We start from the raw sequence: 12,783 nt of genomic DNA on the forward strand, positions 1-12,783 counted from the left end.
CGTGGTGTCGATGCTAGGGTCGCCGCAACATTCCTTGAGCGGGGGCTGGGATGAGCGTCATCGATGTGTCCACCCTGGGGCGGACGTTCCGTACCCGCAGCGGCCTGCGCCGCACCGAGAAGGTCGTCGAGGCCGTGCGGGGCATCTCGTTCCAGGTCGAGCGGGGCGAGCTGTTCGGCCTGCTCGGGCCCAACGGCGCCGGCAAGACCACGACGATCAAGATGCTCATCACGCTGCTCCTGCCCACCAGCGGGCGGATCGAGGTCCTCGGCCACGACGTGGTCGCCAGGCCCCGCGAGGTGCGCGGCCGGGTCGGCTATGTCTTCGGCGGCGACCGCGGGCTGTATGAGCGCCTCTCCGGCCTGGACAACCTGCGGTATTTCGCCGAGCTGTATGCGGTGCCGGCCCGCGAGCAGCGCGCCCGCATCGGCGAGCTGCTCGAGCTCGTCGGCCTGACCGGTCGTGAGGGGGAGCGGGTCGAGGGCTATTCGCGCGGCATGCGCCAGCGCCTGCACATCGCCCGCGGCCTGCTGCACCGCCCCGAGATCCTGTTCCTCGACGAGCCGAGCATCGGCATCGACCCCGTCGGCGCCCGCGAGCTGCGGCAGACCGTCAAGGCCCTCATCGAGCAGGGCACCACGGTCCTGCTCACCACGCACTACATGTTCGAGGCCGACGAGCTCTGCGACCGCATCGCCGTGCTCGCCGGCGGCCGCATCGTCGCCGAGGGCACCCCCGATCAGCTGAAGCAGAAGGTCAGCGTCGGCAACGTCGTCGAGGTCGAGGTCTTCGGCCTGTCCGACGGCGCCGACCAGCGGATCCGCGCGCTGCCCGGGGTCCGCTCGCTGGTCGTCGAGGAGCGCGGCCCGGCCCAGGTCCTGCTGGTCCACGCCGAGCCCGGCTCGGAGCTGACCCAGTCCGTGCTCGGCACCCTCGACGGCGCCCGGGTCGGCCGGGTCGCGACCCGCCAGCCGACCCTCGAGGACGCCTATGTCGAGCTGGTCGGTGGCGCGTGAGGGTCCTGCGCGTGATCGGCGTGTCGTGGTGGCTGCAGCTGAAGCTGCGCAGCCGCTCCGCCTTCGACGGCCTGCTCGGCGTCCTGTATCCGCTGTTCTTCTCCACCGTCGTCTTCATGATGTTCACCCACGGCGGCGCGCAGGGCCCGGCGCTGCTCAGCGCCGCCGTCGGCGCCAGCGTCATGGGCGTATGGTCCTCGACCAGCACCACCGCCTCGGCCGCCCTGCAGCAGGAGCGCCGCCAGGGCACCCTCGAGCTGCTGGTCGCGGCGCCGACCCCGCTGCCGGTGGTCATCCTGCCGGTCACGCTGTCGATGGCCACGGTCGGCGCATACAGCCTGGGCGTCACCCTGCTGTGGGGCCGCTTCGTGTTCGGCGTCGACCTCGCCGTGCAGCGCCCGGCCCAGTTCGTGCTGGCCGTGCTCGTCACCGTCGTGTCGATCGGCGTCCTGGGCTTCCTGCTCGCGGTCTCCTCGGTGCGGTATCGCACCGCGTGGGCGCTCGGCACCGCCCTGGAGATGCCGGTCTGGCTCATCAGCGGCTTCCTGGTGCCCCTCGACCTGTTGCCCGGCTGGATCCGGCCGATCTCCTGGCTCCTCGCGCCGACCTGGGGCATCGACGCCATCCGCGCCGCCGCCGAGGGCCGCACCGCCGTGCCGGCCCTGGCCGCGTGCCTGGGCCTCGCCGCCGGGTATGGCGTGATCGGCTCCCTCCTGGCGGTCCGCCTCGTCGACGCCGCCCGCCGCCACGCCACCCTGGCCCTGACATGAGTAGCCTTCGGCTGTTCGTGCTGGGCGGGCTGACCAGCTACCGGGCGCTGTTCTCGTGGTTGAGCCCGTGGATCCTGATCCCCACGTTCATCGTCAGCCCGGTCGCGCAGATCCTCTTCTTCGCCTACGTCGGCCGCGCCGCCGGCGTCGGCGACGACGCGTTCTTCGTCATCGGCAACGCGGTGCAGAACGCGGCGATCCCGTGCATCTTCGCCATGGGCTTCACCGTCGGCGACGAACGCCGCCAGGGCACCCTCGGCCTGCTGCTCGTCTCGCCGGCGCGCCGCATCCCGCTGTTCCTCGGCCGCGCGCTGCCCGTCGTCGTCAACGGCCTCGCCGTCGCCCTCGTCGCCCTCGTCGCCGGGGCGGCGCTGCTGGACGTGCCGATCAGAGCCTCGTCGCTGCTGTCCCTCACCGGCGTGGTGGCCGTGTCGGCCTTCGCCTGCACCGGTCTCGGCCTCGCCAACGCGGCCGTGTCGCTGCGGGTCCGCGACGTCGCCGTCCTGTCCAACCTGGTCGTCTGCGTCCTGCTGGTCTTCGCCGGCGTCAACGTGCCGCTGTCCGAGCTGCCCGGCTGGATGGCCGCCGTCGCGCGCTGGCTCCCGCTGACCCACGGCATTGCCGCGGCCCGCGAGGTCGCGGCCGGCGCCGACCTGTCCTCCGTCCGTGACGACGTGCTCGCCGAGGCCGGCCTCGGCACCCTGTACGTGGTGATCGGCCTCGCCCTCCTCGCCTGGTTCGAGCGCGAAAGCCGCCGCAAGGCATCCCTCGACGTCGCTTGATCGCCGGTACGCCGGGCGCGGATTTCGTCAGCTCAAACTGTGGAATGGAGTATTCCGTTCTGATAGACTGGACGCAGTCACCGAGTTGAGGGAGTGCGCGATGAGCTCGAACACCTGGACCGTCCTGGACGAGTCGCACGCGGCGTTGCGGGCGGTGCTCGCCGGACTGCGGCCGTCGGACCTGCGGCTGGCCACGCCGTGCGAGTCGTGGACCCCGTCACCCAGGTCCTGCAGCACGCGGCGGGCGACCAGCTCGGCTTCGCCGCGGCGGTCACCGGGGAGGGCTGGCCGGCGTTCGACCCGTTCGCGCCGTCGGGGGAGCTCGACGGGGACCTCGCCGCGTTCGTGGCGTTCGTCGAGGAGACGATGCGGGCGTCCGCCGCGGCCTGGGCGACCGTCGCTGCCGACGCCACCGAGGCGCCCACGCCGCTGCCGCAGGGCAAGATGGCCGGTTGGCTCGGCGCCGGGGCGTGCGGGCTGGACGCCGCCGTCCACGCCTGGGACGTCGCCGTCGCGACCGGGCAGCCCTCGCCGCTGTCGGACGCCCTCGCGGAGCGGCTGCTGCCGGTCGCGCGGGAGCTGGTCGAGCCGCTGCGGGCGTACGGTGCTTACGCGCCCGCGCTGCCGGCCACCGCCGAGGACGGCCCGGCGGTCACGCTCCTGCGATACCTGGGCCGCGCCGCCTGACCACCTGCGTGGCGCCCCGACAGTGGGTGACGGGTCCGGTACCGTCTGCGGCATGCGCGGGGAGCGAACGGTCGTCGCCGTCTTCGTGGTCGGGGCACTCGCGGTCGCGGCGTTCGTGGTCCTCGACCGTTACGGAAGCTCGGCCCAGTTCGCGGACCTGCCCGGCGACGCCGACGTGCGGCTCGTCGGCAGGTTCACCCCGCGGCAGGTGGACCGGCTCGCGTCGCTGCCGCAGGCGGCCGCCGTGGAGTGCGGCACCACCCTGTACGGCGTCACCGTCGTCACCTCCCGCGGCGTGCTCAACGGCTCGACCGTCCTGACCGCCGCGAACCGGCCGGGCCTGCGCTGGTCGGAGCTGCGGTCGGGGGCGTACCCGACGTCGGACGCGCAACTGCTCATCGACGAGCGGACCGCGGACGCCCACGACATCCGCGTCGGCGAGCGGGCGACCCTCTCGCGCGGGCAGGTCGTGGTCAACGCCGCCGTCGTCGGCATCGCGGTCCGCCCCGCCGACAAGGCCGTCGGCGCCCGCGAGGCGGTGTTCCTGCTCCCGGCGGGCGCGGTCTCGGCGCTGGAAGGCGGCGCGTCCTGCGACGCAGTGACGGTCGAGCTGCGCCGGCGCCGGGACGCGAGCACGTTCAGCCGCGCGGCCCACGACCTGCTCGACACCCCGCCCGCCGTCATCTACGACGAGTCGCTCCGCGGTCACGTCTGACCCAGGCGCTCAGGCTCGCGTCGTCACGCGGCCTCGATCTGAGCGCACGCAAGGGAACCGGACGCGACGCCGCCGACCGCGAACACCGGCCTCGGCACGGCTTACGGCTGGGAGCCCGACCGGGCTTACGGCTGGGAGCCCGACCAGGTGAGCGACAGCCCGGTCGCCGCGCGGGCGGCCCGGATCTCCATCGTGTCGCCCAGGATCACGGCCCGGTCGATGACGATGGTGGTGTCGTCCAGGGAATACGTGGTCCGGTCGCTGACGAAGACCGGCGTGCCCACCGGTGCCCGCAGGTGCCCGGCGAGGGTCTCGTCCAGCACGTCGGGGCGGATCGTCTCGGCCGCCCTGGCGACCGCGACCCCGGCGTCGGCGAGCGCCGCATACAGGGACTTGTTGGCGAAGTCGACCGAACGCAGCCGGTTTCCGAACGGCTTGCGGACCCACGACACCTGATGCACGGCGGGCCGGCCGGCGAACTCCCGGACCCGCTCGAGCCGCAGCGCCGGCGCCCCCAGCTGGACGGCGACCGTCGACGGCGGGCGGCGCAAGGTGTTGTCCAGGACCCTGGTGTGCACCTCGTGCCCCTGGTCGCGCAGGTCATCGGCGAGGCTGCGGAGCGACCCGAGCCGATACGCGAGGTGCGGCGGCGACACATAGGTGCCCTTGCCCGCCTGCTGGACGATCAGCCCTTCGTCGCTGAGGTGCCGCAGCGCCTGCCGCAGCGTCATCAGGGTCACGCCATAGCTGTGGCTGAGGTCCCGTTGCGCGGGCAGGGCGTCGCCCGGCGCGTAGTGGCCGGCGCGGATCTTCTCGGCCAGGTCGGCGGCGATGCTGCGATACCGCGGCTCGGGGCTGATCGGCTCACCCTTCGTCTATGGCCTCCCGGATCGACCGGAGATATGCCCCGAGCTCGGCCGGTGTGGCACCGTCGAGCACCCGGCGCATGATCGCGGCGCCGATGACGACACCGTCGGCGAGCTGGGCGGCCTGCGCGGCCTGCGCCGGAGTGGAGATGCCGAATCCTAGCAACACCGGCAGGTCGCAGCGGTCGGTGAGCCGCCGAGCCAGATCCGCCGCGGACGCGGCGAGGGTGTCGCGCTCCCCGGTCGTGCCCATGACCGTGACCGCGTAGACAAAGCCGCGGCTACGGCGGGCGATCTCGTCGAGGCGCTCGTCCGGGGTGGCCGGCGACGCCAGCAGCACCAGATCAAGATCCAGATTCTCGGCCTCGGCGCACTCCTCCAGGGGCAGGTCGGGCACGATCAGCCCGTCGAAGCCCGCGTCCCGCAGGGTCGCGCAGAAGGCGGCCGCGCCGTCGCGGACGACGAGGTTGGCATACGTGCTGGCAATGAGCGGCACGGTGCCCGCGACCTCCGAGACGCGGGTCAGGATGCCGCGCAGCGTCGCACCCCGGGTCAGCGCCGCGTGGGTGGCCTCCTGGATCGTGGCGCCGTCGAGCGTCGGGTCGGAGAACGGCAGGCCGATCTCGATCGCGTCGGCACCGGCGTCGACCAGCGCCCGCAGGTGGTCGGTCCAGCCGGCGACCGCGCCACCGGTGAGATAGGGCATCAGGACCTTGTGGTCGCCCGGCAGTTTCACAGCAGCTCCTTCAGCGCGGAGATGTCCTTGTCGCCGCGGCCGGACAGGGTCAGCATCACGGTCGAGCCGGCGGGCAGCGTGCCGTCGGTGGCGGCGCGGATCACCCACGCGACCGCGTGCGCGGACTCGAGCGCCGCCACGATGCCTTCGGTGCGGGCGAGCCGGACGACCGCGTCGACCACCTCGGTGTCGCCGACCGTCACATACCGGGCCCGGCCGAGGTCGCGCAGGTGCACGTGCTCGGGGCCGATGCCGGGGTAGTCGAGCCCGGCCGCGATCGAGTGGGCCTCCAGGACCTGGCCGTCGTCGTCCTGCAGGAACATCGAACGCACCCCGTGCAGCACGCCGAGGGTGCCCCGGGTGGCGCCCGCGCCGCCCTCGGCCTCGACCCCGACCAGCTTCGCGGTCGTGTCGACGAACCCGGCGAACGTCCCGGCCGCGTTGGACCCGCCGCCGACGCACGCGACGACATAGTCGGGCACGGCGGCCGGCAGGGCGGTGGCGCACTGGCGGCGGGCCTCGTCACCGATGACCCGCTGGAACTCGCGCACCATCCACGGATAGGGCATCGGACCGAGCACTGATCCCATGCAGTAGTAGCTGTCCTCGGTGGCGCCGACCCAGTGGCGCATCGCTTCGCTGGTGGCGTCCTTCAACGTCCTTGCCCCGGTGCGCACCGGCACGACCTCCGCGCCGAGCATCCGCATCCGGAACACGTTGAGCGCCTGCCGCTCGATGTCCCGCTCGCCCATGAACACGATCGCCGACAGCCCGAACATCGCCGCCGCGGTCGCGGTCGCCACCCCGTGCTGCCCCGCCCCGGTCTCGGCGATCAGCCGCTTGTGCCCCATCCGGGTCGCCAGCAGCGCCTGGCCGATCACGTTGTTGATTTTGTGCGAGCCGGTGTGGGTGAGGTCCTCGCGCTTGAGCAGCAGCGTCACGCCGAGCTCGGCGGACAACCGCACCGCCGGCGTCAGCGGCGTCGGCCGGCCGACGTGGGTGGCGAGCAGGCCGGCCAGCTGGTTGCGGAACGCGGGGTCGGCCCACGCCGCCCGGAACGCCTCCTCGACCTGCCGGCAGGCGCCGATCAGCGACTCGGGCACATAGCGCCCGCCATATTCGCCGAACCTGCCCAGCGGTCCCGGATCGTCCATCAGCTGCACGCGATCGGGCGTGCGATGCGGCCGGATCAGCAGATCACCCATGGTGTCGTGGCTCCAAGAGTTCTAGAACTGTCGTGACTGTTCTAGAACAGTGACAGACTCGGGCGGGGAAGTCAAAGCCGGTTCGGGGGCGACGCCACGACGGGGCAGCGCGCGGGCACCGCGGTGGCGTAGTCTCCTGCGTCGATCGGACTTCATCGTTCGAGCAGCCTCGGGGGAGTCAATGGACACATCGACGTATCGCGTGCCGCCACGGGTCGCGGCGCTCGCCCAGCGCCAGCAGCTCGGCGCCCTCGTCGCCGTGCACAAGGGCGACCACCCACTGGTGGAGTGCGCCACCGGCCTCGTCATCGCGGCCGTCCTTTTCGGCGCCGCCGCGGGCGTCGGCTGGGTCGTCTCGCTCGTCGAGTTCCTCCAGATCAAGGTGCTCGCCCTGCTCGTCCTGCTGCTGGCGATCGGCGGCCTGGCCGCGGCCGGCTACGCCTTCTTCCGGCTCTTCGGCGCCCACGTCGTCGTCCACCACTACGCGCACGGCCTGGTGTGGACCCGCAACCGCAGCGTCGACGCCGTCCCGTTCTCGTGGATCGACGAGATGTACGTGACACGCAAGGACGCCAAGGCCACCGCCGCGGGCCTGGTCACGCTCGACGGTCGCACGGTCGATGTCACCGGCGCCGAGAAGCCGGACTACACGGCCTTCGTCGACCGCCTCGAAGCCGAACTGACCGCCCGCCGCCGCCGGATCCTGCCCGCCCGCCGCGAGGTCGGCCGCGAACCGGCCGGCGTCGGCATCAGCGACCGCGTCATCGCGGTCCTCGCGGTCATCGTCGGCGGTGCCCTCGTCGCCGCCATCGGCGTCGGGCTGTCCCGCACCGGCCTGCCGGGCCCGGTCGCGGCCGTCATCGGCTTCCTGATCATCGGCGTCACCGTCGGCCTGCTCGGCGCCCGCTTCGACAGCCGGATCGCGGTCGTCGGCGGGATCTTCGCCGCCGTCGGCGGCCTCGTCATGATGGTCGCCGTCGGCCGGCTGATCCCGCAGGTCAACAAGTACGTGACGGCAACGGTGGTCCTCGCCGTCGAGATGGGCATCCTGTCCGTCGTTCTCAACGCCTACCGGCGCCTGCCCGCCCTGCCGCCCACCCGCACCCGCAAGCGGCTGGCCGCCCGCCAGGGCTGGGAGTTCCTGCCGTCGCTCACCGTGGCGATCCCCGGCCCGCAGTCCGCGCGGCAGCTGATCGGCGTCCAGGAGGGCGCCCAGTCGGTCGAGCTCTTCGACGTCGTCCGGGGTGCCGTGAACGGCGTGCCGGTGCTGGCCGGCGACCGGTACCGCCGCAAACCCCGCCGCTCAGATCCGGTGCAGACCGTGTGGATGGTGCCGCTCGCGTCGCCGGTGCCCTACGTCTCCCACACGTCCCTGGACACCACCGGCCAGTCGGGCATCTTCACCGTCACCCCGCCGTGGTGGATGGAGGGCTCGTTCCTGCTGTGCGAGGGCCCGGGCGACCCCGAGACGATCGTTGCTTGGGCGTCCTCCCTCACCCGCATCGCCACCACCATGCCCTGGGAGACGATCCGCGCCAGAACCCCTGGGTCCCACAGCGCATAGGTGACGCCGCTGGGCTGCGAAGCATGCGCCGCGGCGGGGAACCTCCTGTGGCACTGGTACGGCCGGCGGAACGGTCCGGCATAGGCTGACGGTATGGCCAACCGTCTTGCCGGCGCCACTTCGCCGTATCTGCAGCAGCACAAGGACAATCCCGTCGACTGGTGGCAGTGGTCGCCGGAGGCGTTCGAGGAGGCGCGGCGGCGGGATGTGCCGGTGCTCATCTCGGTCGGGTACGCGGCGTGTCACTGGTGTCATGTGATGGCGCACGAGTCGTTCGAGCATGAGGACGTCGCAGCGCTCGTCAACGAGCTGACGGTGCCGATCAAGGTGGACCGGGAGGAGCGGCCCGACGTCGACGCGGTGTACATGACGGCGACGCAGGCGATGACCGGGCAGGGTGGCTGGCCGATGACGGTGTTCGCCACGCCCGACGGCGAGCCGTTCTACTGCGGCACCTACTTCCCGCGCGACGCGTTCCAGCGCCTCGTCACGGCGGTGTCCGACGCCTGGAAGAACCAGCGGGAGGCGGTGCACCAGCAGAGCGCGAAGGTGGTCGACGCGATCCGGCAGGTCGCCGCGAGACCGCCGGCCAATCCGATGCACGAGGGGGTCCTCGACGCCGCCGCGCAGAGCCTGGTCAAGGTGTACGACAAGGAGCACGGCGGGTTCGGTGGGGCGCCCAAGTTCCCGCCGCACATGAACCTGCTGTTCCTGCTGCGGCACTACCAGCGCACCCACGACGACGGGGTGCTCGACATCGTGCGGTTCACCTGCGAGCGGATGGCCCGCGGCGGCATGTACGACCAGCTCGCCGGCGGGTTCGCGCGGTACGCGGTGGACGGCACGTGGACGGTGCCGCACTTCGAGAAGATGCTCTACGACAACGCGCTGCTGCTGCGGGTGTACGTGCAGCTGGACCGGATCGCCGGTGGTGGCACCGCGCGGCGGGTGGCAGGGGAGATCGCCGACTTCCTGCGGCAGGACCTGCACGACGGGCACGGGTTCATCTCGGCGCTGGACGCGGACACCGACGGCGTCGAGGGCCTCACCTACGTGTGGACGCCGGCGCAGATCGACGATGTCCTCGGCGAGATCGACGGCGCCTGGGCCCGCTACCTGCTCGAGGTCACCGCGGACGGCACGTTCGAGGACGGCGCCTCGGTGCTGCAGCTGCCCGAGGACCCGCTCAACCTGGAGCGCTGGCTGGACATCAAGCGGCGCCTTCGAACCGCCCGGGACGCCAGGCCGCAGCCCAGCCGCGACGGCAAGATCGTCGCGGCGTGGAACGGGTTGGCGATCACCGCTCTGATCGAGTTCGGCCAGGTGTACGGCGACCCGCAGGCCGTCCAGCTCGCCGTCGGCACCGCCAGGTACCTGGCCGACACCCACATCGTCGACGGGCGGCTGCGGCGGGTGTCCCGCGACGGCGTCGTCGGTGCCCCCGCCGGCGTGCTGGAGGACTACGGCGCGGTCGCGGAGGCGTTCTGCGCGGTGCACCAGGCGACCGGCGACGGCGAGTGGCTGCGCCTCGCGAAGCTGCTCCTGGACGTGGCCCTGGAACGGTTCGCGGACCCGGACGGCGGGTTCTTCGACACCGCCGACGACGCGGAGCAGCTGGTCAGCCGGCCGCGCGACGTGACCGACAACGCGACCCCGTCCGGCCTGTCCGCGATCGCGGCGGCCCTCGTCACGTATTCGGCGCTGACGGCGGACGTCACCCGGAGGGAGGCGGCGGAGCGGGCCCTCGCCACGGTCGCGATGGTCGCGGCGACCCACGGCCGCTTCACCGGCTACGCCTGCTCGGTCGGCGAGGCGCTGCTGTCCGGCCCGTACGAGATCGCGGTCGCCACCAGCGACCGCACCGACCCTCTCGTCGCCGCCGCCTGGTGGCACGCGCCGCCCGGCGCCGTGGTCGTCGCCGGCCCGCCGGACACGCCGGGGGTGCCGCTGCTGGAGAGCCGGGTCCAGCGCGACGGAAGGCCCACCGCGTACATCTGCCGCAACTTCGTGTGCGACGCGCCCGTGACCGAGCTGGAGGACCTGGTCGCCGGTCTGGGCTGACCGCCCCCGGTCTGGGTCGAGCGTCGCCGGTCTGGGTTTCAGCGCCAGGCGAACACGCCTTCCCTTGGCATGTCCTTGTAACGGTGTAATCGTGTAATCAGCGATACGCGAGCAAGGGAGTAAGCACATGCGACGAGGAGAATGGCGTCCGCGGGCCGAGCAGCCGCCGCCCGCCACCGACGCGCCCGCCTGGATCGGCGGCGCGCTGCCCGAGGGCTGGTTCACCGGGCCCGCCGAGATCACCATCGACCGTGACGAGATCACCATCGTCGGGCGGCTCAGCGAGCCCACCCTGGCCGACGACGCGAGCGACGCCGACCGGTCCGCCGCCGAGCAGGGCCGCATCGCCGGGTTCCGGGAGACCACCCGCGACCAGCGCATCGGCATCGCGCAGCAGCTGGAGCGGCGCTACCAGCGCAAGGTCGCGTGGGGCGTGCGGGTCGGCGAGACCCGGGAGCTGTTCACCACGTTCTCCGCGCCGGTGATGACCCGGCTGCGGCAGGCGGAGCGGCAGGTCCTGGACACCCTCGTCGACTCCGGCGTGGCCCGGTCCCGCTCCGAGGCCCTGGCCTGGTGCGTCGCCCTGGTCGGGCAGCACGCCGAGTCGTGGCTGGCCGAGCTCCGCCAGGCCATGACCCAGGTGGACGAACTGCGCAAGCAGGGCCCCACGGTGTGATCCGCATCGGCCGCGGCGCCCCGCACAGGGTGCGCCGCGGCCGGAAAAGCTACGCTCACCAGCCTATGGACTCGCGAACCGGACTCCCCGTCGTGGGCATGGTGGGCGGCGGCCAGCTGGCCCGCATGACCCACCAGGCCGCCATCGCCCTCGGCCAGTCGCTGCGGGTGCTCGCCGTCTCCGCCGACGACGGCGCCGCGCTCGTCGCCGCCGACGTCACGATCGGCCGGCACGACGACCTCGACGCGGTCCGGCAGTTCGCGAAGGGCTGCGACGTGGTCACCTTCGACCACGAGCACGTGCCCGGCGACCTCATCCGCACCCTGGCCGCGGAGGGCATCACCCTGCTGCCCGGCGCCGACGCCCTGCGGTACGCCCAGAACAAGCGCGACATGCGCACGCACCTGGCCGAGCTGGGCATCCCCGTACCCAGATGGACCGCCGGCGACATCAAGGCCTTCGGCGACGAGGTCGGCTGGCCGATCATCGTGAAGACCGCCACCGGCGGCTACGACGGCCGGGGCGTGTTCGTCGCCCACTCGATCGCCGACATCCCCGCACACGACGACCTGATCGGCGAGGAGAAGGTCGAGCTCAAGCGGGAGCTCGCCGCCGTCGTCGCCAGGTCGCCGCTCGGCCAGGTCGCCGCGTACCCGATCGTGGAGACCGTCCAGAAGGACGGCATTTGCGTCGAGGTGCTCGCGCCCGCCCCCGGCCTCGACGAGGACCTCGCCGTCGAAGCGCAGCGGCTCGCCATCGACATCGCCACCCGCCTCGGCGTGGTCGGCGTGCTCGCCGTCGAGCTGTTCGAGACGACCGACGGCCGGATCCTCGTCAACGAGCTGGCGATGCGCCCCCACAACTCCGCGCACTGGACCATCGAGGGCGCCAGGACCTCGCAGTTCGAGCAGCACCTGCGGGCCGTGCTGGACTACCCGATGGGCGACACCCGGCTCACCGCCCCCGCCGTCGTGATGGCCAACGTGCTCGGCGGCGCACCCGGCGGCATGTCGATCGACGAGCGGCTGCACCACCTCTTCGCCGAGGAGCCGGGCGCCAAGGTCCACCTCTACGGCAAGCAGGTCCGCCCCGGCCGCAAGATCGGCCACGTGACGGTCCTCGGCGACGACCTGGAAGACTGCCGCCGGCGCGCCGCCAGGGCCGCCCGCATCCTCGAAGAAGGGTATGAGCATTGACCGACGTCGGCATCATCATGGGCAGCGACTCGGACTGGCCGGTCATGCGCCTGGCCGCCGAGGCCCTGGACGAGTTCGGCATCGCCTATGAGGTGCGGGTCGTGTCCGCGCACCGCACGCCACGGCTCATGCTCGACTACGCCGGCGAGGCGGACGCCCGCGGGCTGAAGGTCATCATCGCCGGGGCGGGCGGGGCGGCGCACCTGCCGGGCATGGTCGCCTCCGTCACCCCGCTGCCGGTCATCGGGGTTCCCGTACCGCTGAAATACCTCGACGGCATGGACTCGCTGATGTCCATCGTGCAGATGCCGGCCGGCATTCCCGTCGCCACGATGGCGATCGGTGGCGCCCGCAACGCCGGGCTGATGGCCGCCCGCATCCTCGCCGTCGCCGACCCCGCCCTGCTGGCCAAGGTCCGCGACTTCCAGGACGCCCTGCGGAAGATGGTGGCGGAGAAGGACGCCGCCCTCTCCGCCACCATCAATCAGTAGGTCACGGCGCCCAGGGGG

The 12,783-nt window shown here is 72.5% G+C and carries 13 protein-coding genes; 10 read left to right on the top strand and 3 right to left on the bottom strand.

Annotated features, from left to right (window positions below; translation table 11 throughout):
- Positions 1-50 precede the first annotated feature (50 nt).
- The 5 genes from AB0K00_RS10725 (at position 51) to AB0K00_RS10745 (ending at position 3,970) form a co-directional block, all read left to right on the top strand.
- Entirely contained in the window at positions 51-1,016 is a 966-nt protein-coding gene (locus tag AB0K00_RS10725; protein ID WP_363518471.1) for an ABC transporter ATP-binding protein, read from the top strand.
- Complete coding sequence (locus tag AB0K00_RS10730; protein ID WP_363518473.1) at positions 1,013-1,786, top strand: ABC transporter permease; 774 nt, start codon at positions 1,013-1,015, stop codon at positions 1,784-1,786. The genes AB0K00_RS10725 and AB0K00_RS10730 overlap by 4 nt, the downstream gene beginning before the upstream one ends.
- Positions 1,783-2,568, top strand: a complete 786-nt coding sequence (locus tag AB0K00_RS10735; protein WP_363518475.1) for an ABC transporter permease — start codon at positions 1,783-1,785, stop codon at positions 2,566-2,568. Before AB0K00_RS10730 ends, AB0K00_RS10735 begins: the two co-directional genes overlap by 4 nt.
- 207 nt (positions 2,569-2,775) lie before the next feature.
- Positions 2,776-3,255 carry a TIGR03086 family protein gene (locus tag AB0K00_RS10740; RefSeq protein ID WP_363518477.1) on the top strand — a complete coding sequence of 160 codons (480 nt, stop codon included), beginning with the start codon at positions 2,776-2,778 and terminating at the stop codon, positions 3,253-3,255.
- 52 nt (positions 3,256-3,307) lie between these two features.
- Positions 3,308-3,970: a hypothetical protein gene (locus AB0K00_RS10745; RefSeq protein WP_363518478.1), complete on the top strand. Its 663-nt coding sequence runs from the start codon at positions 3,308-3,310 to the stop codon at positions 3,968-3,970.
- Between the two features lie 125 nt (positions 3,971-4,095).
- Here AB0K00_RS10745 and AB0K00_RS10750 read toward each other — a convergent pair whose 3' ends face one another.
- From AB0K00_RS10750 to trpB, 3 genes are read right to left on the bottom strand one after another with little or no spacing between them, the layout of a single operon-like run.
- A complete protein-coding gene (locus AB0K00_RS10750) occupies positions 4,096-4,830 on the bottom strand; it encodes a GntR family transcriptional regulator (RefSeq protein ID WP_363518975.1) in 735 nt (244 codons plus the stop codon).
- Between the two features lie 4 nt (positions 4,831-4,834).
- Complete coding sequence (trpA, locus tag AB0K00_RS10755) at positions 4,835-5,572, bottom strand: tryptophan synthase subunit alpha (RefSeq protein WP_363518480.1); 738 nt, start codon at positions 5,570-5,572, stop codon at positions 4,835-4,837.
- Complete coding sequence (gene trpB / locus AB0K00_RS10760) at positions 5,569-6,726, bottom strand: tryptophan synthase subunit beta (protein ID WP_363518482.1); 1,158 nt, start codon at positions 6,724-6,726, stop codon at positions 5,569-5,571. The genes trpA and trpB overlap by 4 nt, the downstream gene beginning before the upstream one ends.
- Before the next feature lie 232 nt (positions 6,727-6,958).
- Between trpB and AB0K00_RS10765 the strand changes: the two genes are divergently transcribed.
- From AB0K00_RS10765 to purE, 5 genes are all read left to right on the top strand, one after another.
- The gene (locus AB0K00_RS10765) at positions 6,959-8,341 is read left to right on the top strand and encodes a hypothetical protein (RefSeq protein WP_363518484.1); all 1,383 of its coding nucleotides are present in this window, start codon (positions 6,959-6,961) and stop codon (positions 8,339-8,341) included.
- 93 nt (positions 8,342-8,434) lie between these two features.
- A complete protein-coding gene (locus AB0K00_RS10770; protein WP_363518486.1) occupies positions 8,435-10,402 on the top strand; it encodes a thioredoxin domain-containing protein in 1,968 nt (655 codons plus the stop codon).
- 127 nt (positions 10,403-10,529) lie between these two features.
- Complete coding sequence (locus tag AB0K00_RS10775; protein WP_327008285.1) at positions 10,530-11,078, top strand: hypothetical protein; 549 nt, start codon at positions 10,530-10,532, stop codon at positions 11,076-11,078.
- A gap of 65 nt (positions 11,079-11,143) precedes the next feature.
- Positions 11,144-12,274 carry a 5-(carboxyamino)imidazole ribonucleotide synthase gene (locus AB0K00_RS10780; protein WP_363518488.1) on the top strand — a complete coding sequence of 377 codons (1,131 nt, stop codon included), beginning with the start codon at positions 11,144-11,146 and terminating at the stop codon, positions 12,272-12,274.
- A complete protein-coding gene (gene purE / locus AB0K00_RS10785; RefSeq protein WP_363518490.1) occupies positions 12,271-12,765 on the top strand; it encodes a 5-(carboxyamino)imidazole ribonucleotide mutase in 495 nt (164 codons plus the stop codon). Before AB0K00_RS10780 ends, purE begins: the two co-directional genes overlap by 4 nt.
- Positions 12,766-12,783 lie beyond the last annotated feature (18 nt).

The sequence above is a fragment of the Dactylosporangium sp. NPDC049525 genome (assembly GCF_040676755.1).
Lineage (GTDB): Bacteria > Actinomycetota > Actinomycetes > Mycobacteriales > Micromonosporaceae > Dactylosporangium.